Source organism: Myceligenerans halotolerans, from assembly GCF_054782975.1.
In genome coordinates this window covers 17,360-35,282 of record NZ_BAAGRL010000017.1, presented here as the reverse complement: position 1 = coordinate 35,282, position 17,923 = coordinate 17,360, and the positions used below count along the sequence as shown (strand labels likewise).

Annotated in this window: 15 protein-coding genes; 12 read left to right on the top strand and 3 right to left on the bottom strand. The window is 71.0% G+C overall.

What is annotated here, in order from left to right; all coding sequences use genetic code 11:
- Positions 1–3: 3 nt before the first annotated feature.
- The 3 genes from ACYVK5_RS12540 to ACYVK5_RS12530 are packed head-to-tail and all read right to left on the bottom strand — an operon-like array spanning position 4 to position 1,825.
- Complete coding sequence (locus tag ACYVK5_RS12540) at positions 4–327, bottom strand: hypothetical protein (protein ID WP_460705385.1); 324 nt, start codon at positions 325–327, stop codon at positions 4–6.
- Between the two features lie 11 nt (positions 328–338).
- On the bottom strand, positions 339–1,553 hold the full coding sequence (locus tag ACYVK5_RS12535) for a hypothetical protein (RefSeq protein ID WP_460705383.1): 1,215 nt from the start codon (positions 1,551–1,553) through the stop codon (positions 339–341).
- Positions 1,550–1,825, bottom strand: coding sequence for a hypothetical protein (locus tag ACYVK5_RS12530; protein WP_460705381.1), 276 nt, complete (start codon positions 1,823–1,825; stop codon positions 1,550–1,552). Before ACYVK5_RS12530 ends, ACYVK5_RS12535 begins: the two co-directional genes overlap by 4 nt.
- Positions 1,826–2,072: 247 nt before the next feature.
- Between ACYVK5_RS12530 and ACYVK5_RS12525 the strand changes: the two genes are divergently transcribed.
- The 12 genes from ACYVK5_RS12525 (at position 2,073) to ACYVK5_RS12470 (ending at position 17,878) form a co-directional block, all read left to right on the top strand.
- Positions 2,073–2,984, top strand: a complete 912-nt coding sequence (locus ACYVK5_RS12525) for a hypothetical protein (RefSeq protein WP_460705379.1) — start codon at positions 2,073–2,075, stop codon at positions 2,982–2,984.
- A 351-nt stretch (positions 2,985–3,335) separates the two neighbouring features.
- The gene (locus ACYVK5_RS12520; protein ID WP_460705377.1) at positions 3,336–4,211 is read left to right on the top strand and encodes an SAF domain-containing protein; all 876 of its coding nucleotides are present in this window, start codon (positions 3,336–3,338) and stop codon (positions 4,209–4,211) included.
- 4 nt (positions 4,212–4,215) lie between these two features.
- A complete protein-coding gene (locus tag ACYVK5_RS12515; protein WP_460705375.1) occupies positions 4,216–5,052 on the top strand; it encodes a hypothetical protein in 837 nt (278 codons plus the stop codon).
- Positions 5,049–6,890, top strand: a complete 1,842-nt coding sequence (locus ACYVK5_RS12510; protein ID WP_460705373.1) for a CpaF family protein — start codon at positions 5,049–5,051, stop codon at positions 6,888–6,890. The genes ACYVK5_RS12515 and ACYVK5_RS12510 overlap by 4 nt, the downstream gene beginning before the upstream one ends.
- Positions 6,891–6,927: 37 nt before the next feature.
- Positions 6,928–7,809: a type II secretion system F family protein gene (locus ACYVK5_RS12505; protein WP_460705371.1), complete on the top strand. Its 882-nt coding sequence runs from the start codon at positions 6,928–6,930 to the stop codon at positions 7,807–7,809.
- Positions 7,809–8,747, top strand: coding sequence for a hypothetical protein (locus ACYVK5_RS12500; RefSeq protein ID WP_460705369.1), 939 nt, complete (start codon positions 7,809–7,811; stop codon positions 8,745–8,747). The genes ACYVK5_RS12505 and ACYVK5_RS12500 overlap by 1 nt, the downstream gene beginning before the upstream one ends.
- Positions 8,748–8,908: 161 nt before the next feature.
- Positions 8,909–9,238, top strand: a complete 330-nt coding sequence (locus tag ACYVK5_RS12495) for a hypothetical protein (RefSeq protein ID WP_460705367.1) — start codon at positions 8,909–8,911, stop codon at positions 9,236–9,238.
- Positions 9,235–9,672, top strand: coding sequence for a TadE family protein (locus ACYVK5_RS12490; protein ID WP_460705365.1), 438 nt, complete (start codon positions 9,235–9,237; stop codon positions 9,670–9,672). The genes ACYVK5_RS12495 and ACYVK5_RS12490 overlap by 4 nt, the downstream gene beginning before the upstream one ends.
- Entirely contained in the window at positions 9,669–10,133 is a 465-nt protein-coding gene (locus ACYVK5_RS12485; protein ID WP_460705363.1) for a TadE/TadG family type IV pilus assembly protein, read from the top strand. Before ACYVK5_RS12490 ends, ACYVK5_RS12485 begins: the two co-directional genes overlap by 4 nt.
- Position 10,134: 1 nt before the next feature.
- On the top strand, positions 10,135–10,617 hold the full coding sequence (locus ACYVK5_RS12480; RefSeq protein WP_460705361.1) for a pilus assembly protein TadG-related protein: 483 nt from the start codon (positions 10,135–10,137) through the stop codon (positions 10,615–10,617).
- Positions 10,617–15,047 (top strand): LysM peptidoglycan-binding domain-containing protein, encoded by a 4,431-nt coding sequence (locus ACYVK5_RS12475; protein WP_460705359.1) that lies wholly within the window; start codon positions 10,617–10,619, stop codon positions 15,045–15,047. Before ACYVK5_RS12480 ends, ACYVK5_RS12475 begins: the two co-directional genes overlap by 1 nt.
- A gap of 101 nt (positions 15,048–15,148) precedes the next feature.
- Positions 15,149–17,878, top strand: coding sequence for an AAA family ATPase (locus tag ACYVK5_RS12470; RefSeq protein WP_460705357.1), 2,730 nt, complete (start codon positions 15,149–15,151; stop codon positions 17,876–17,878).
- The last annotated feature ends 45 nt before the right edge of the window (positions 17,879–17,923 follow it).

Below are 17,923 nucleotides of genomic sequence, written 5' to 3'. Positions count from 1 at the left end.
GCCTCAGACCGCGGTGGTGCTGACGACGGCGGGCATGCTGAACTCCTCGTCCGTCAGGTCCTTCGTGACGTTGATGCCGCCGTTGACCAGCCAGAGGACGATGCCGCCGACGATCGCCGACATCAGGATCGCGGCGATCGACATCTTCGTCTTCACCGCGGTGATGACGACCATGAGGATGACGACCACAAAGGTCACCGACTCGATCGCGACCTTGACCTCCTCGGACTTCACGGTGATCAGGTCAAGGAAGCCGGTGCCGGTGGCACGAACTGTCTGGGCGGTCGCGGTCAGTTCCGGGGCAGCGGTCATGAGCTCTGTGAACATGGTTCCCTCTCCTATTGCTCGGTACCGGACTCGCCGGAGCCGGCGACCGGGGTCTCAGTGCGAACGGCCTGGTCCAGGCCGGATACCTCCCAGCGGCCGTCCCGGGCGACGAGCGTCAGGACGTACTGGGCGGTGGTCTTCTCCCCGTCAGGACGGGTCAGCTCGGCGGTGACGAGGGCGTGCGTGCCGTCCCCGTCGGAGGGCTGGTCGGAGATCTCGTGCGAACCGCCGATCGACCTCACCGACACGGCCGTGTACGGCGGCGGCATCACCGGCTGGATGGCCGTGCCGGGCCGCAGGTAGCGGGTGATCTCACCCTCGCCCGCCACCAGCGCCCCGAGGAACGCGGCCACGGACTCCCCGGCCTCCGACGTGACGGCGATCGTGCGCGGGTAGTCGAGGCCTGGAGCATCGGCCGCCGACGGGCCCGGGACCGGTGACGGCAGTGCCAGGGCGGCCACCGCGAGCGGCTCGTCCTCGTCCGCGGGCCGCTGCACCATGACCGGCACCTGGAAGTACCGGCGGACCCAGACGAGCACGGGCTCGGAGCTCTCCGAGCCGTCGGCCGAGTTCTCGCCGGAGCCCTCGCCGTCACCCGACGACCCGGCCTCGCCCGACCCGTCGTCGGCGGCCGGAACGGCCGTGCCGGGCGCAGGCTCCGCGACGTCCACGCCGACCGTGATCATCCACGCCGTGCCCGACGGGCCCGGGTCACCGGGGGTCACCGCCGCGACGGAGCTGTCCCGGATCGTCAGGCCCGTGGCGGGCAGGGTGCCCACCGACGCCTCCGTCAGCGAGGCCACCAGCGCCTGGTCGTCCCGGTCCGCGCGCAGCCACGTCTCCGTCAGTTCGACGGCCCGCTCGGCGGCAGCGGCCGCGGCGGACTGATCGGCCGAGCCCGTGGCGGATGCCACCGGGACGGTGTCCGGCCGGAGCACCGTCCACACCAGCGCGACCGGGCCGGCCGCCAGGGCCAGCACGAGCAGCGCGGTCCATGCCTTCGAGGCGAGCGCCGGCCCCTGCGACCACTCCACGACCTGCGGTGGCGTGGTGTCGTCGGACGGGGGCGTCCGGTCGGCGCCGTCCGGCCCCGACCCGTCCAGCTGCCAGGGATTGCCCGACGACGGCGCGTCGGCCTGCTCCACGGCGCGCTGGGGATGCGCCGGGAGTGCCGAAGGGGACGCCGCGCGCTTCTTGCCACGTCGCCCGGTCAGGAGCGAGCTCATCGCGTGCGCACCCCGTCGGGCAGGTCGTTCGAGAGGTCGCGGGACAGCCGGGCGCGGGCGGCCCGTGCACTGCGGGTGCGAGGGTTCTCCAGGGCATCCGCGATCCTGTGCGCCGTGTCGTCGTTGCCGAGCGGGTCCTGCTTCAGGGCGGCCACCAGCGCGTCGATGACCGGCTTCACCTCCCCGCGTACGGCGTGCACCTCGGCCGTGTCGCGCAGGAGCTCCATGGTCACGTCGTCGTGGTGGAGCTCGGGGGCGGGTTCTTTGCTCATCTCGCTTCTCCCAGTCACCGGTGCGGGTCCGTGTCTTCCTGCTATCGGTTCGTCACCTCGAACAAATGGGCTACCAGGGCTTCGTGTGACCCAAAGATTGCCGATCAAGCAGCAAATGTGACCTAGATCACATCAAGTGTAAATCTGCGGGCAACAGTAGCGGGCAACACTCCTCGGTTGCACTGGTCCCCAGGCGCTGACCAGCGCTCCGGCACCGCGCCGCCCGGACAACCGAGGAGTCACGTCCATGCCAGGCATGTCTGCAGCTGCCTCCGGCACGCTCATGACCGAGCTCGATCACGACTGGGCCGACCTCGTGGCGACCCGATCCTTCGCCGACGAGATCGACCGCTTCAGCAGTCGGTTCCCGCAACTCTCCGGGCTGGCCGACGGACGTCCCGTCCGGTTCACCTCGAGCGAGGCCGACACGGTGCTGCACGCGCTCCTGGTCGAACACGCCCGGGGGAGCTTCGCCGCCGGCCGAGCGGTGCTGCAGTGCATGCTCCCGGCGGTGCGCTCCATCGTGCGCCGCTCGCGCCGTCACTACAGCGACGTACAGGATCTGGAGCAGGAGGCGGCCGCAGCGATGTGGGACGCGATCTGCCACTACGACCTCGACCGCGACGACAAGGTCGCGATGCGGCTGCAAGGTCACACGCTGACGCGAGTGGTCGGCGACCAGGCGCCGTTCGCGCGCGGTACCCGGGCAAGCCGGAACCCGCAGCTCGAGGAGATCCCTACCGATGCGGCGGTGCTGTCGCATCTTGAGCGCCCGCAGCCGGAGGAGCAGGGGCCGGCGGCGGTATATTCGCTGGCCAGCGCCTCGCTCGGGGCCACGGGCGAGGTGCTCGACGTGATCGCGTGGGGGATCGACGTCCGCGTTATCACAAGAGAAGAAGCGTCCCTCCTCGCTCGCGTCTACGCTCCAGATCCAGAGTTGCCCGAGTACGCCGAACTTGGCGCCGGGAGAGGTACATACCAGAAGCGAGTTGCCGACGAGCTCGGCATCTCGCACGCCACACTTCGTCAGCGCGCGAGCCGAGCGGTTCGCCGACTGGCCGAAGCCGTCCGTACCGGGGGTCTGTCTGGGGGATCACCGGACGGGCGGAAGGACGAGGGCCGTGGAACGGCATCGGGAGAACCACTGGGGGGTGCGTGACTCTCGGGGGTTTCCACACCAGCCCCGTCCCTTGGCGTGGGGGGTCGTCCGCCTCCAGTCGGCGGCCCCCCATGTCGTGTCTGATCGAGCCCCGACAGGGCTCGACCGCCGCCGCCGGGCCCGGCCGTTCGCAGGCCGAGCCCGGCGGGGCGGGTGAAGTTCTCACCCACAGTGTTTCCCCAGGTCAGCACCTCTGCTGAGGTTTACCCGACGTACAGGGCTTCTCCACAGCATGTGAACCTTGGTTGACCTTCCCTTGCCCGGAGTGATCCGGCTACCGTTCAACCTGCCGGGTTCGCCCGCGTGCATCAGGATTGCCTGCGGGAGTACATGACCGGGAGGGGACGGCTAGTGAGCAGTGACACGAGCGTCGGTGCGAGACGCACGGGCGTGGGCGGGAGCGCGGCCCCGCCCGCGACCGGCAACGAAGCGCGCGGTGCGGGCCCCAGGGTGCCCGCACCGCCGAAACCGACCCGTGCCCGCCGCCGGCCCGCCGTCATCGCGCTCGGCCTCGCCCTCGTCGCACTCGGCATCCTGGCGTCCGTGTACCTGACCACCACACTCGGCAGGACGCACAAGGTGCTGGCCCTCACGGACGACGTCGCACGAGGGGAGCGCATCCAGTCCTCCGACCTCACGACCGTCGATCTGCCGACCACCCCCACCCAGCTGGATCCGGTGAGCGAGACCGCATTCCAGGACGTCGTCGATCAGTACGCCACCGCCGACCTGCTCGAGGGATCCCTGCTCACCCCCGGTAGCTACGTCGAGAGCCTGCAGCCCGCGGAAGGAAGGTCCATCGTCGGCATCGCGCTGAACCCGAGCCAGATGCCCGCGGGGACACCGCTGAATGCCGGTGACCAGGTCCGGATCATCGAGACACCGGTCAGCGGTGGTGACGCCCCCATCGAGGAGCCGTACGCGATCCCGGCCGTCATCGCCACCGTGGACGAGGCGCCTGTCGGCGACCAGACGGTCGTCGACGTCGAGGTCGCCCGCAACCAGGCCGCGGCGCTCGCCGCGCGAGCCGCTACCGGGCGGGTGGCTCTCGTCCTCGACGCGGCCCCGGCCGGTGGGAACGCCCCCACGAGCGGGGACGCACCGGCCGGTGGAGATGCTCCGACCGGCGGGGATGCTCCAGCCGGTGGGGACGGTGGAAACGCCCAGGGTGGCGACGGCGGTACCGGCGCGGCCAACGGCGAGCCCACGACCGACGGGAACGGGTGATCCCGTGGCCCTCGTCGCACTCGCGAACGCGAAGGGCTCGCCGGGAACCACCACGACAGCGCTCGTGCTCGCGATCTCCTGGCCCCGGCCGGTCCTGCTCGTGGAGGCGGACCTCGCCGGCGCGTCGATCCTCGCGGGGTACTTCCGGGGGCAGCTCGCGCACGACCGCGGGTTGAGCCAGCTCGCCATCGCGCACAGCCACGGCGAGCTCGAGACCTCCCTGTGGGACCAGACGCTCACGCTCGTCCAGCACAACCAGGACAAGAAGCTGCTGCCCGGCATCGTGTCCCCGCACCAGGCGCCGTCGGTGGCCAACCTCTGGGGCGCGCTCGCGAACCAGCTCCTCGCGCTGGAGCGCGGCGGTATGGATGTCATCGTGGACCTCGGACGCCTGGCCCCGGCCGGGCGCGACGACCGGGAGCCGCTCCTCCGACTCGCGGATCAGGTCGTCCTCACCACGGGCTCACGCCTGCCCGACATCGCGGTCGGCCGAGAACTCGTGCGGTCTCGCACGTCGGTGGTCGAGGCCGCGGCCCGCGACCTGACGAACCTCGCGGTCCTGACGATCGGCCCGGGTCGCCCGTACGACGCGAGGGAGATCGCCAGGACGCTCGGCCTCGGGTCCGTCGGTGCGATCGCGTGGGACCCGGTGAACGCCGAGGTGCTGTCCGTCGGGTCGCCGACGGGACGCAAATGGGGAGCGTCACCCCTGGTCCGGAGCGCGGGCCCGGTGATCACGGCGATCCAGGAACGCACGGCGACACGCCGGGAACGCTTCTCGACCGGCACGCCCGCGCGCGGGGCGATGGGCAACGGCGCGGCCGGGGGTGCCGGGCGATGACCAGGAAGCGCGAGGACCTGGAAGGCCTGCCGATCTTCGGCGGCGACGGATCCCGGCAACCCCGGCCGCCGGAGGCAGGGCGCCGTCCGTCCGCAGGGTCTCCGGAGCCCGGCTACGACGGCGCGCAGCCGCCTCGGGGAGCGCAGACCCCGGCCGCCGGCCTGAGCGGTGCGGTCGGTGCGGTCGCTGCCGGCCGTCGTCCGACACCTCCGGCCCGCCCGGCCGACGTCCAGCCGGGAGACCGCCGCCCGGTCGCCGGCCCGTGGGCGGGCGCGACCATCCGGCCGGCATCGCCGCCGGATGCCCAGCCACCGACCACCCGGATGCCGCAGGGGCCGAGCGGCGACCTCGCCGCAGCGGCTCCCGGCGCAGTGCCGCGGACCCGGCCGGCCGGCGGTCCGGGTGGGGAGTCCCCTGCCTCGGCAACCGGCGGCGGGGCTGACGCATGGGTTGCCGGGGGCCGTCAGGTGCGGACCCTGGAGGGGACGAGTCCCAGCCGGGTGCGGGACCCCGAGTTCTGGCGTCAGGTGAACAGCCTTCGCGGGGAGGTGTCGTCGCGACTCACCAACGCGCTGGCCGCGCGCGAGCTCGACGAAGAGCAACGCGAGGCCCTCGGCCAGGAACTCATCCAGCAGGTGGTCCGGGACCACAACGACGCCATGCTGTCCGGGGGCCAGCGGCCGTGGACCGCCGAGTACCAGGTCGAGATCACGCGCGCGCTGTTCGACGCCCTGTTCCGGCTCGGACGCCTGCAGCCGCTGATCGACACACCGGACGTAGAGAACATCGAGATCACGGGCACGCAGCCCGTACTCATGCTCATGGGCGACGGGCGCCGCGTCTACACCGAGCCCATCGCCGACTCTGACGCCGAACTGATCGACTTCCTGCAGTTCCTCGCCGCGCGGGATCCTGCGAACGAGCGCTCGTTCACGCGTGCCAACCCGTTCCTCAACCTGGACCTGCCGGGCCGCGTCCGCCTGGCGGCCGTCGGCTGGGTGGTGCCGTCGCCGCGCGTGACGATCCGTCTCCAGCGCCTGCAGTCCGTGGACCTCGGCATGCTCCAGGGAACCGGCACCGTGGACGCCGTCCTGGGAGAATTCCTCACGACGGCGGTACGCGCGCGCAAGTCGATCGTCGTCTCGGGCCAGGGCCAGGGCAGTGGGAAGACCACGTTGCTCCGGGCGCTTTGCGCTAGTTTGTCACCCTGGGAGTCCGTCGCCACGATCGAGACGGACTACGAGCTCTACCTGCATCTCGAGCCCGAGAAACACCGCCGTGTCGTCGCACTCCGGACGCGCGAGGGATCCGGTGAGATGAACACCGCGGGCCGCCGGGTCGGCGAGATCGACACCAACATCAACGTCTACGAGTCGCTGCGGCACAACATCTCGCGCGTCATCGTCGGTGAGGTCCGGGGCCCGGAGATCGTCTCGATGTTCCAGGCCATGCAGATGGGCAACGGGTCGCTGTCCACCGTGCACGCCGACGGCGCGCGCGACGTCGTCGAACGCCTGGTCGGCATGGCGGTCCAGGACAGCACCCTCAGCGAGACGTACGCGTATCGGCAGGTGGCGCAGTCGATCGACCTCATCGTGTTCCTCCGCGTCGACATCGACCCGGCCACCGGGCGACGCACGCGCTATGTCTCGGAGGTCATCGAGGTGACCCGGGGTGAGGCCGGGAATCCGGTCGCGATCACCGATGTGTTCCGTCCCGGACCGAACGGCCGCGCGGTGCCCGCGCACACGCCGTCGTTCCTCGGGGACCTGGAGGCGGTCGGGTTCGACCCGAACCTGCTCAACTTCCACGAGGGTCTCTGGGGGGTCGCGCCGTGACGAACCCTGAGGAACGGCGTCAGAAGGGAACTGACGAATGACCACCTTCCTCGCTGTCGCCGCCGGCCTCGCTGTCGGGATCGGGGCGTGGCTCGTCGTCGTCGGACTGCTGAAGCGAGAGGAGACTCCGCGCCCGCCGTCGTCCACGAGAAAACCCTTCGAGGCGGTCCTGCGCCTGATCGGGCTCGACGAAGGCGGGCCGCTGTACACGAAGCGCCGGTCGGTACTGGTCAGCGCCGGTGCCGGGTTCGTGGTCGGGATCTTCACGGGCTGGTGGTCGCTGACCGTGATCGTGCCCGTCATGGCGGTCGGGCTGCCGGCGTTGTTCCGGACCACCACGCAGTCGAGCGAGGTGGAGAAGCTGATCGACCTGACCGCGTGGGTGCGCTCGCTGATCGGCGTGCTGAGCGGCGGTGCGGTCGGGCTGGAGCAGGGCATCGCGGCGACGCTGTCCTCGGCGGCGCCGTCGGTGCGGCCGGCGCTCGCCCGCCTCGTCGCGCGCCTGGAAGCGCGGCAGCCGATCAAGCCGGCGCTCTACCGCTGGGCCGACGAGATGGACGACTACTCCTCGGACATGATCGCCTCCGCGCTCATCCTGGAGTCCGACAACCGCACGGGGGCCGTCGCGTCCGCGCTCAAGCAGCTCGCGGAGTCGCTGTCGGCGCAGGCACGCGCCCGGCGCGAGATCGAGACCGAGCGGGCGACCGGCCGCGCGACGGTGCGCTGGGTGACGGTGGTGACGCTCGTGGTGCTCGGTGGCACGGCCATGACCGGGTACCTCGACGGGTACGACTCCCCGGTCGGGCAGATCGTGGCGGTCACCCTGTTCGCGGCGTACTGCGCCTGCCTGCTGTGGATGCGCCGGATCTCGATGGGGCAGCCGATCCCGCGGTTCCTGCCGCACGAGGGAGGCGCGTGATGTTTCTCGGCAGCATCTGGCCGTCCGCCATCGCGGGCGCCGTGGCCGGATTCGGGCTGTGGCTCGTGATCCGCGCGCTCGTGCCGACGCAGCCGGGGCTGCAGTCGGCACTCGACCGCCTGAGCGGTGACGACAAGCTCGCCTCGATCGAGGTGTCCGACGACGACGGCTCCGGGCTGAGTCACACCGAACAGGTGACCCAGAAGTTCGGGGCATGGGCGCAGCGGCGACTGCCGTTGCCTTTGCTCATGCGGGCCGGACCGAGTGCGGCGGATCTCGATCTCATCGGGAAGACCGCCACCGAGCACTACGGAGCCAAGGCGCTGGGTGCGGTGGTCGTCCTGGTCGGCGTGCCGTTCATCGGCCTCATGGCGGGGGTGCTGAACCTCGGCCTGCCCGTGGGGCTGCCGTTCGGAGCGGCCCTCGTGCTCGCCATCGGCGCGTGGTTCCTCCCGGACCTGGAGGCGCGGAGCAAGGCGAGGAAGGCGCGGCAGGAGTTCACCCGTGCGGTGTCGACGTACCTGGAGCTGCTCGCGATCGAACGGATCTCCGGCGCCGGCGCGACCCAGGCGACCTTCGCGGCGGCGCAGGTCGCGGAGTCCTGGCCGTTCCGGCGGATCGCCGAGGCGCTGGAGCGCGGGCGCTGGGAGGGTGAGCCGCCCTGGACGGCGCTGCGGGACCTGGGCAGAGAGGTCGAGGTCGACGCGCTGGGTGAGGTGGCAGCGATCGTCGAGCTCGCCGGGACGCAGGGCTCCGCCATCCGCGACCAGCTCCAGTCCAAGGCCGCGGCCATGCGTGACGCGCAGCTCGACGTCGAGCAGCAGATCGCGCACGACGCGACCGTCCGCATGACCGTGCCCGGAACCCTGACGGTGTTCGTCTACTTCATCATGCTGATCTTCCCGATCGGCGTGACGATGTTCGAGCAGCTGCCGTGACGGCCCGCGTTCCACGGGCTTGACGCCGTCGGCGAACAGCAGGCGACAGATCGTGGTGAGGACTTCACAGCCGCGGAATTTCCGCGAAGACTCGTGTCGCACCTGTCACACGAACCGGATCTTGCCCATTTGTTGATTTCGAGAGCACCCCAGGAGTTGCCATGTCCACTGAACAGCACCAGTCCGGGCGGGAGTTCGGCGCCGCGGCGTCGGGCATCATCGCCAAGGCTCACTTGCGCGCGCACGCGGCGCGCGGAGCGATGGACCGTGCCTCCACGCGGTTCACGCAGCGTCGCGGCGAACTGCGTGCGCGTCTCGCCGCACGCCGCCAGGGCCTGCCTGACGACGCCGGCCTCGAGTCGATCGAGGTCGTCGTGCTGTCGGTGGTCGGTCTGGGCATCGCCATCGCCCTGGGCGCCGCGATCAACACCCTCGTGCAGAGCTACATGACCCAGCTGGGGCCTGGTTCTGGTGGAGGCTCCGGCGGATGATGCAGGAGCGCACGCGCCCAGTACTTTCCTCCTGCACTCCTCCCCGGCCGGGATCAGCCGGGGAGCGCGGCGCTGCCTCCATCCAGACCGTCCTCACCTACCCCGTGGTCCTGCTGATGGTCTTCGCCATGGTGCAGGGCGTGATCTATTACCACGCGCAGAACGTCGCGCGCTCCGTGGCGAACGGAGCGGTGCAGGCCGCGCGGCTCGAGACCGGCACCGAGGCCGACGGGTACGCCGAGGCGGCCGCGCGGCTCGACCGCGGGCGTGACGTGTTCGCCTCGGTGGACGTCTTCGTGGAACGCGGTGAGGAAGTCGCGACGGCGACCGTGGTGGGCCTCGCGCCGTCGCTGGTGCCGGGGTTCCGAGGCCTGCACGTCGAACAGACCGCCACCGGTCCCGTCGAGCGCTTCACGCCGGCGGTGGGTCCATGAGCCTGAGCAGAGCACTTCGCAGCAGGACACTTCGAAGCCGCGAGGCTCGCGAGCGCGGCAACATCGCGATCAACACCGCCGTCGTCTTTCCGATGGTGCTGCTCATCGCGATGCTCCTGCTCATGGCCGGCCGGACGGTGCTGGCGCAGGGCGCCGTGCAATCGGCGGCCAACGAGGCGGCTCGGTCGGCCTCGATCAGCCGCACCGTCGAGGCCGCGGAAGTGTCCGCGCACCAGACCGCGACCAGCACGTTGGAGAACTCGGGCATCTCCTGCTCCTCCACGAAGGTCTTCCCCGTGCTGGATGCCTTCACACTGCCGCTCGGGACCGTGGGCGAGGTACGCGTCGACGTGTCGTGCAAGGTCCCGCTCTCCGACCTCGGCCTTCCCGGCGCCCCGGGCTCTCGGGAGATGCACGCCACGGGTCGGTCGGTGCTGGATGCCTACCGGGGAAGGGGCTGACATGGGGGAGCGTTCGGCCACCCGAGTCCGGTGGCCCGGCACCCGCGGCCGGGGTACGGCGGTTTCCGCCGGCGTGCCGCAGCGGGGCGAGATCAACATCCTCGTCGCGGGGCTGGTTCCCGCTCTGATCATCGCCATCGGGCTGGTCGTCGACGGCGGCGGCCGGCTCCAGGCGGCAGATCACGCCCAGTACGCCGCGGAGCAGGCGGCGCGAGCGGGCGCCCAGGAACAGGACATCTCGGAGGCACAGTACGGCCGTCCACCCAGACTCGACGCCGTCGACGCGGTGGTCGCCGCAGAGGCCAACCTGGCCGCCGCCGGCGTGACAGGCCAGGTCGACCACGTCCAGGACGCATCCATCCGCGTCAGCACCACTGTCACCTACAAGACGAAGTTCCTTGCCCTGATCGGCATCCGCTCACTCACCGCGGAGGGATCCGCGGAAGCCAGAGCCGTGCGCGGTATCACCCAGGAGGGATCCTGATGAGCACCACGACTGAACGCAAGGCAGCGGCAACACCGTCCCAGGGGCCCGCACCCGGCGCGGGTGGTCTGGCCGGCCGCGTGATCCGCGGCGTCCTCTCCGTGGCCCTGCTGCTGGCGCTGGTGGTGGGCATACCGATCGGCCTGTGGGTCTTCGGCGTGCCGCTGCTGGGCGGTGACCTGTCGTGGGCCAAGTTCGTCTCCGTGATGTCCAGCCCGGACGTGAGCGGCCAGGTGCTGCTCAGCCTGGTGACGGTGGTGGGCTGGGTCGCATGGGCCACGTTCGCCGTCGCGGTGCTGGTGGAGTTCGTCGCGGTGATCCGCGGGGTGCGGGCACCACGCCTGCGAGGCATGGGACTGCAGCAGCGGCTTGCCGCCGTGCTGGTCGGCGCGGTGGTGGCGATGGTGCTCGCTACGCCGGCCGCGGGCGAGGCCGTGGCGAGCTCGCACGTGGTGGATCCGGTGGACGGGCAGTCCGTGGACCCGGTCGTGAGCAGCGTGCTGGAGTCGGTCCCGCGCAGCGGGGCCCCGGCGGACACGGAGCTGCGAGGAGACGGCCCCGATACGGCCGGGATCTCCTCGGCGGCGTCCGATCGCTCCGGCGGCCAGACGGCAGCGGGGCCGAGCGCCTCGCCCGTGAAGGTCACCAAGACGCGGGCCGAGACGAAGGCCGAGAGCGCGCGGGCGTCGTCGGACGCGAACACGAAGACCTACGCGGTGCAGCCCGGCGACTCGCTCTGGCGGATCGCGCAGGAGACGCTGGGCGACGGCACGCGGTTCAAGGAGATCGCACACCTCAACTACGGAGCGCAGCAGGACGACGGGCGCGCGCTCGACGGCTCGCACTGGGTCCGGCCCGGCTGGGTGCTGACACTGCCCGACGACGCGTCCGGGCCGTCCGTTCACCAGGCCGTCGACGCGGCGCCGGTCACGGATGTCACGTCGGTCTCCGAGGTCAGGCCCGCCGAGTCCCGCGATGTCGTCGTGGAGCGTGGCGACACCCTGTGGGAGATCGCCGAGGAGGAACTCGGTGACGGGACGAAGTACCCGGAACTGTACGAGGCATCCCGCTCGACGACGCAGCCCGACGGCCGGCGGCTCACCGACCCCGACCTGATCTACCCCGGCTGGCAGGTCACGGTTCCCGCCACGGACGAGGCAGAGGACGCGGTGTCGGACGTCACGCCGGCGCCGGAGACCGATGCCGACGAGCCGGCCCAGGACGCCGCGACGGACGCCGGTGACGCCACGGACGAGGACGACGCCGACGGTGCCGCGGGCGACACCGCCGACGGCGGGGCGACCGAGGACGGTCCCGACGACGACGGGGACGCCGCCGAGGGCGGCTCTGCCGACGACGGCGCGACCGCCGCCGCTTCGGACGACAACAACTCGGAGCCTGCGGGCGAGCGGGTCGAAGAACCTGTGGACGAGGACGCGATCGACGAGGGAGTGCCGTCGGACGAAGTACCGGCCGACCAGCCGGAGGGCGAACCCACCGGCAACGGCGCGGCCCCGGAGGAAGCGACCGAACCCGCCCCGCGCGGAGCGCAGCGCGGCGAGAAGGAGACCGTCCCCACGGCGAACGAACAGCCGGGCACCGAGGACGACGGCGAGTCGGACGCGGAGTCCGAACCCGCTCCCGAGCAGGACGCGCCGGTGCTCGACGAGGTCGAGACGTCGGATACCGAATTTCCCGAGATCGAGGAATCCGCCCCGGCGACCGAGAGGCCCGTCAGCGAATCCACCCCGTCCGACGACGAGACCGCCGTCGCAGCCGTCCCGCCCGGCGGCGTGGCCGAGGGAACGGCGAACCAGGACGGCGATCAGGCGCCCGGCGAAGGCCGGGGCAGCCCTGAGGACCCCGGGACGACAGACGTGAGCGGCGCCGATACTCCCGCATACCAGGAGGTCACGCCCGACGACCTGGCCGGCGAACCGACCCTTGAGAGCGGCACCGGGGCCACGCCTGACATCGCGGAGTCCGCCCCCGCCTCCGCGACCGGTCAGGGGCCGGCCGGCGTCGCGGCTCCCGAGTCCTCCGCGGCAGCCTCCGCCGCCGCCCCGCAGCCCGAACCCGCCATCAGCGCCGCACTCGTCGACGCGAGCCTCTCCGACGAGCTTCTCGAGGCATTCGACGTCCGCACCGCCGCCGGAGTCGGCGGGCTCCTCGCCGCCGGGATACTCACCCTGCTCGCCGCCCGCCGCGACCGCGCCCGCCGCCGACGCAAGCCCGGCGAGCGGATCACGCTCCCGACACCCAGATCGCCGTCGGCTGAGCTCGAGACCGACCTGCGTGCCGTCTCGGACAAACTCGGCCGCGAACAGGTCGACATCGCGCTGCGAACCCTCGCCGGCTGGCACCGCGAACGAGGCCTCGCGCTTCCCGGCGTCGGCGTCGCGCGGCTCAAGTCCGGCGAGTTCATCGAGCTCTACCTCGACCGCGCCGCCGAGTTGCCCCCGCCATGGGTCAGCACCACCGACCGCTACGTCTGGCAGCTCCCCGCCGGTGAGAACCCGGCCGTCGCCAGCGACAAAGCCACCCCCGACCTCATGGAGTCCCCCTACCCGTCGCTCGTCACCCTCGGGCACGACGACGAGGACGCCCACCTCATGGTCGACCTCGAGAACGTCGGCTGCCTCGACATCCGCGGCAGCGACTCCGCCGCCCAGGCCACCCTCGCGGCGCTCGCCGTCGAGCTGGCGACGTCACTGTGGGCGGACGATCTCCAGGTCACGGTGGTCGGAGCGCTCAGCGACCTGCCCGGCGTCGTCGACACCGGGCGGATCCGCCACGTGCCGTCGGTTGCGGGGATCGTGCGTGAGCTGGAGGCGCGGGCCGCCGACGTCGATCGCACGCTCGCGCAGGTCGGAGCCGTCGACCTGTCCGACGCCCGGGGCCGCGGCCTCGCCATGGATGCCTGGACCCCGGAGATCCTCCTGGTCGGAGAGTCACTCGGCACGGCCGAGCGCACCCGGCTCGAGGGCATGGTCGAGCGGGTCCCCGGCGTCGGCATCGCGGCGGTGACGTCGTCCGCCGAGATCGGCGAGTGGATGCTCGACCTGAGCGGCGAACTCACCGGGGGAGACAAGTCACGCGGCGTCCTCGTGCCCGCGTACATCGCTGTGCGCCCGCAGCAGCTCGACGCCGAGACCTATGTCCAGGCACTGGAGCTGCTCGGCGATCCGGAGCCGGTAGCCGGCCCGGCGTGGGCGCGCAACCTCGCTCCGGAGGAGCCGGAGCTGGTCGAGCCGGAGGCGTTGCCGGACTACGACGAGATCGCCCGCACGGGCACAGACGTCGACGCGGAAGTCGTTGCCGAGGATGTCGTGGAGGCTCCGGTGGGGGAGAAGGTTGCGGTCGAGGTCGGCGCCGGAGGTGGGGCGAGCGCGGGCGCACGGCCCGCGTCGGGTTCGGCAGGGTCGGTGGATCTGGCCGGGGACTCCACCAGCTCGGACATCGCGCCCGCTCCGGTGGTGCCGATCGATCCCGACGGACCGGATACGGCGCCGGGCGACGGCTGGGACGACGACGCCAACCCCTGGGTGAAGACTCTGGACGAGGGCGGAGTCGCCGCCGTCGAGAACGGCGCTCTCGACGCGCCTGCCGCCACGATCGCCGTCGGGCACGACGATCTGGAGGCTCCGGAGGAGTCGCAGCCCGCGCGAACGCCGGTCGTGCGCGTCCTGGGCACCGTGGAGCTCGCCGGGTGTGCCGGGACCGACCTGCCCGCCAGCCATCAGCGGCAGGCGATGGAACTCGTCGCGTTCCTCGCGTTCAACCCGGGGGCGCGCGGGTCGGACATCTCGCGGGCACTGTGGCCGTCGCGAGACCCGAACCTCGCGACGCGACGGAGCGCGGTGTCGCGGGCACGACGCTGGCTCGGCACGGACGCCTACGGTTTCGAGTACCTGCCCCGCTACTGGTCCACGGACGACGGGTCGCAGGTGGACCAGGAGAAGGCCGGCTACCGCCTGCGCGGCGTGACGACCGACTGGGACATGTTCTGCGAGCTGGTCGGGCCGGACCTGACGGCGACACCGCTGGACGACCTGCGTCGCGCGCTCGAGCTCGTGCGCGGGGTGCCGTTCCAGGACACGCCGCCGCGCAAGTACGTGTGGGCCGAGGTGCTGATGCAGGAGATGGCTGCCGGCGTCGTCGACGTGGCGCACGAGGTGTCGCGGCGGGGACTCGCCGAGGGGGACCTGAGCCTCGCCCGCGAGGCGTCACGCGTGGGACGGATCGCGGACCCGGCCGACGAGCGCTCCTGGCGCAACTCGATCCGCACGGAGTACGCGAGCGGCCGGATGGACGCGGCCGGCCGCCTGATTGATCGCCTCCGCGATCACCTGGAGCAGCTCGACATGGAGCCCGAGCCGGAGACGGAAGAACTGATCAGCGAGATCGACGCGGCGGGCAAGAACCACTGAGTTGGCGCGGTGTGTCGACATCGTGCCAGGTAGGGCTGAGGCTAGCGTGTGGCACGCGAGACGGCACGTGGAAGTGGCGACGACCGAGACTGGGGGTTGCGGTGACGACCGGACTGGCGGGCGGGGTGGAGAATTTCGTCGATCGTGTGGAGCACCTGACGGAACTGAGGTCTCTTCTGGCGGACGTGACCAGGGGGCGCCGGGGACGCGCGGTGGTGATCGAGAGCGTGGCCGGCATGGGACGGTCGGCGCTGCTGGAGAAGTTCGAGACCGAAACGATCGGGTACCGGCCGCCATGCCGTGTCGTGCATGTGCGCTGCCAACCGGTCATCGGACCCGGGATGCCGTTCGGGATGATTCTCGAAGCCGGCCGAAAGCTCGAGGGCGACGACCGGACCAGATGGTCGGGGGGTTCGCTCCGCCGAACGGGCGCTCTCACGGCTCGGGGGGCCGACGCCGCTCTTCCGGACTTGTTGTCGATGGCAGTTCCGGGGCTCGGGATCGCCTACTCCCTGGGTGCGGTGCTCGCGCGGTCGTCGCTGAAGTCGGGGCATCTGCCCGGCGACGACCTCCACCCGAACCAGCACGGGGACGCGGAGAAGATCGTCGAGACCGTGCTGCGCCTTGCGCGCAGCGGGCCTCCGGTCGTCCTGATAGTCGATGACCTGCAATTCTGTGATCCCAGTAGTCTGCTGGCGCTGAGCAAGCTGCTGCCGCGGCTGCCAGCGGAGCCGTTGGGTGTGGTGCTGAGCCATTCCACCGAGGGTGTGGCTTCGGAGAATCCCGGAATCGGTCCGCTGATGGACCGATGGGCGAGGGATGAGCTGCTGGTGCGGCGGACGATGGAGGGACTGCCTCCGCACGCGGTCGGGGAACTGGCGATGCGTCATGAGGTGCCCACTGAGCTCGCGCGCGAGCTGCATGAGATGACGTCGGGTCATGCGGTCTTCCTCGCGCTCTTGCTGGAGGACTGGGAGAACGGGAAGACTCCGACGCGTTTCTCGGATGACCTGAAGCTCATCGTCCGACGCCGGCTGGAAGGGCTGGATGACCGTGAACGGGATGTGGTCCTGTACGGGGCGGTGCAGGGGGAGGTCTTCCTCTCCCGTACCGTTGCCAAGGCCAAGGGGATCCCGCACGACGACGTGATGGTCGCGCTGGCGTCCGCCGCGGACAAGGGACTGGTGATCCGAGACGTCGAGCCGAGGAACGACGGGGTTCCCGGCTGGGTGGGTCCGAATGAGCTGGACGGTTCGAACTGCTACCGGTTCGAGCATCGGGCGCTGTGGCAGATCGTGTACGAGGAGCACGTCAAGGGCGCGATGAAGTCCTCGTGGCATGCCGCGACCGCCAGAGCCATGACGCCCGGGCCACTTGCCGGGATGCATCTTGCGCGGCGCCTGGAAATTGCCCGGCATCTTCGTGAGGGCGGCCGGGAATGCCTCTTCGAGTCCGCGCGAGCGCACTACGAGCTTGCTCGGGATACGGCGCTCGGTGGTACTTCGCTTGATGCGGAGGCGGGACGTCCGTTCGGGCTCACCGAAGCAGCGCGGCATTGCCGGGTTGCGATCGAGGCACTGCAGAAGCTGCCGGAGGTGTCGGAACGTGACCGCGCGTTCGTTGATGCCGTCGAGCTCCTGCTGGCGCTGACCGAAGTGCGATGGCTTGGTCGGAACGGGTCTGCCGGGCCGGACATCGACGACCTGGCCGAGCAGGCGGAGCTGGCCGCGGCGCGGTGCGGGCGGCTGGAACTGCAAATCCGTACGACAATGCAGCGCGGCAAGACACTGCTTGTCACCCGAGGACTGGCTCCTTCCCTCGACAAGCTCGCGGAGGCCGTGGCGATGGCGGAAGAGCACCGCGATCTGGCCATGCTCTTCGTCGCCCGCGTCGAGTACGGGCGGCAGCTGTCCAAGCGGCGGCTCGCCGCCGGACTGGTCGAGCTGCGCAAGGCCGAGGCCATGTATGAGACCGGCCAGATCGACAGTGCGGCTCCCGTTCTCCAGCACGCACGCAACCTGGGCGAGATGCAGCTCGGGATCAGCCTCTTCGACAGCGGCGATCTTGGCGAGGCCCTGGACCGGGTTCAGCGCTGCGTCGAGCGCTTGCGGACGGAGACGCTGCGGGCCGAGTTGCCCATAGCGCTCAACTACCTTGCGCAGATCCATGCTGCCCTCGGCTCCTACGAGAGCGCCGAGTCGGTGCTGCGCGAAGCGATCGATCTGGAGACGGAGCGCGGGGGTGACAGCGGTTGGCGGGCCTACAACAAGGCGTTGCTGGCGCGCCTGCTCGTCGTCGGCCCGCGGTATGGCGAGGCTCTGGACCGGATCGAGGACGCATGGTCGGAGACCGAGCGGACCTGGCTGGTCAACCTCGTGCCGATCGTCCGGAACCTCTACGCCGAGACGCTGCTGCTCGCGCCCGGTGGCTCGGAAGAGCTCCTGCAGCGGGCCGACAGGCTGGCAGGAACCACTCTTGCCGAGACGCGGGAGACCGGCATGCTTCGCAGCGAGATCGCGGCCCACTCGTTGCGCGGTCGTATCCTCGGGGCTCTGGGCGATAGCCACGCCGCGCAGGAGAATGCCCGCACCGCCGTGCGGATCCTGGCGGAGGTCGGTGCCATGCCCGCGCTCCTCTCGGAGGAGGTCTACTACCACGCCGCTGTCACCTTGAGTACTACTGCGAGCACCGAGGCGCGCGACCTGCTCGAACGGGCACGACGTGAGATCGCCGGGAAGGCGGCGACGATCCCGGACGAGTCACTGCGCCGGCAATTTCTCTCTGGTGTTCCCCTCAACGACGCCATCGGCCGGGGAACGAGCATCGAGTGAACACTGGCGGCGTGGTCTGTCGCACGGTGCCGGATGGCACACTGG

What these genes read in the sequence shown, in the direction of transcription:
- ACYVK5_RS12540 (WP_460705385.1), bottom strand. Translation starts at nt 327, where the DNA reads ATGTTCACAGAGCTCATGACCGCTGCCCCGGAACTGACCGCGACCGCC.
- ACYVK5_RS12535 (WP_460705383.1), bottom strand. Translation starts at nt 1,553, where the DNA reads ATGAGCTCGCTCCTGACCGGGCGACGTGGCAAGAAGCGCGCGGCGTCC.
- ACYVK5_RS12530 (WP_460705381.1), bottom strand. Translation starts at nt 1,825, where the DNA reads ATGAGCAAAGAACCCGCCCCCGAGCTCCACCACGACGACGTGACCATG.
- ACYVK5_RS12525 (WP_460705379.1), top strand. Translation starts at nt 2,073, where the DNA reads ATGCCAGGCATGTCTGCAGCTGCCTCCGGCACGCTCATGACCGAGCTC.
- ACYVK5_RS12510 (WP_460705373.1), top strand. Translation starts at nt 5,049, where the DNA reads ATGACCAGGAAGCGCGAGGACCTGGAAGGCCTGCCGATCTTCGGCGGC.
- ACYVK5_RS12505 (WP_460705371.1), top strand. Translation starts at nt 6,928, where the DNA reads ATGACCACCTTCCTCGCTGTCGCCGCCGGCCTCGCTGTCGGGATCGGG.
- ACYVK5_RS12500 (WP_460705369.1), top strand. Translation starts at nt 7,809, where the DNA reads ATGTTTCTCGGCAGCATCTGGCCGTCCGCCATCGCGGGCGCCGTGGCC.
- ACYVK5_RS12495 (WP_460705367.1), top strand. Translation starts at nt 8,909, where the DNA reads ATGTCCACTGAACAGCACCAGTCCGGGCGGGAGTTCGGCGCCGCGGCG.
- ACYVK5_RS12490 (WP_460705365.1), top strand. Translation starts at nt 9,235, where the DNA reads ATGATGCAGGAGCGCACGCGCCCAGTACTTTCCTCCTGCACTCCTCCC.
- ACYVK5_RS12485 (WP_460705363.1), top strand. Translation starts at nt 9,669, where the DNA reads ATGAGCCTGAGCAGAGCACTTCGCAGCAGGACACTTCGAAGCCGCGAG.
- ACYVK5_RS12480 (WP_460705361.1), top strand. Translation starts at nt 10,135, where the DNA reads ATGGGGGAGCGTTCGGCCACCCGAGTCCGGTGGCCCGGCACCCGCGGC.
- ACYVK5_RS12475 (WP_460705359.1), top strand. Translation starts at nt 10,617, where the DNA reads ATGAGCACCACGACTGAACGCAAGGCAGCGGCAACACCGTCCCAGGGG.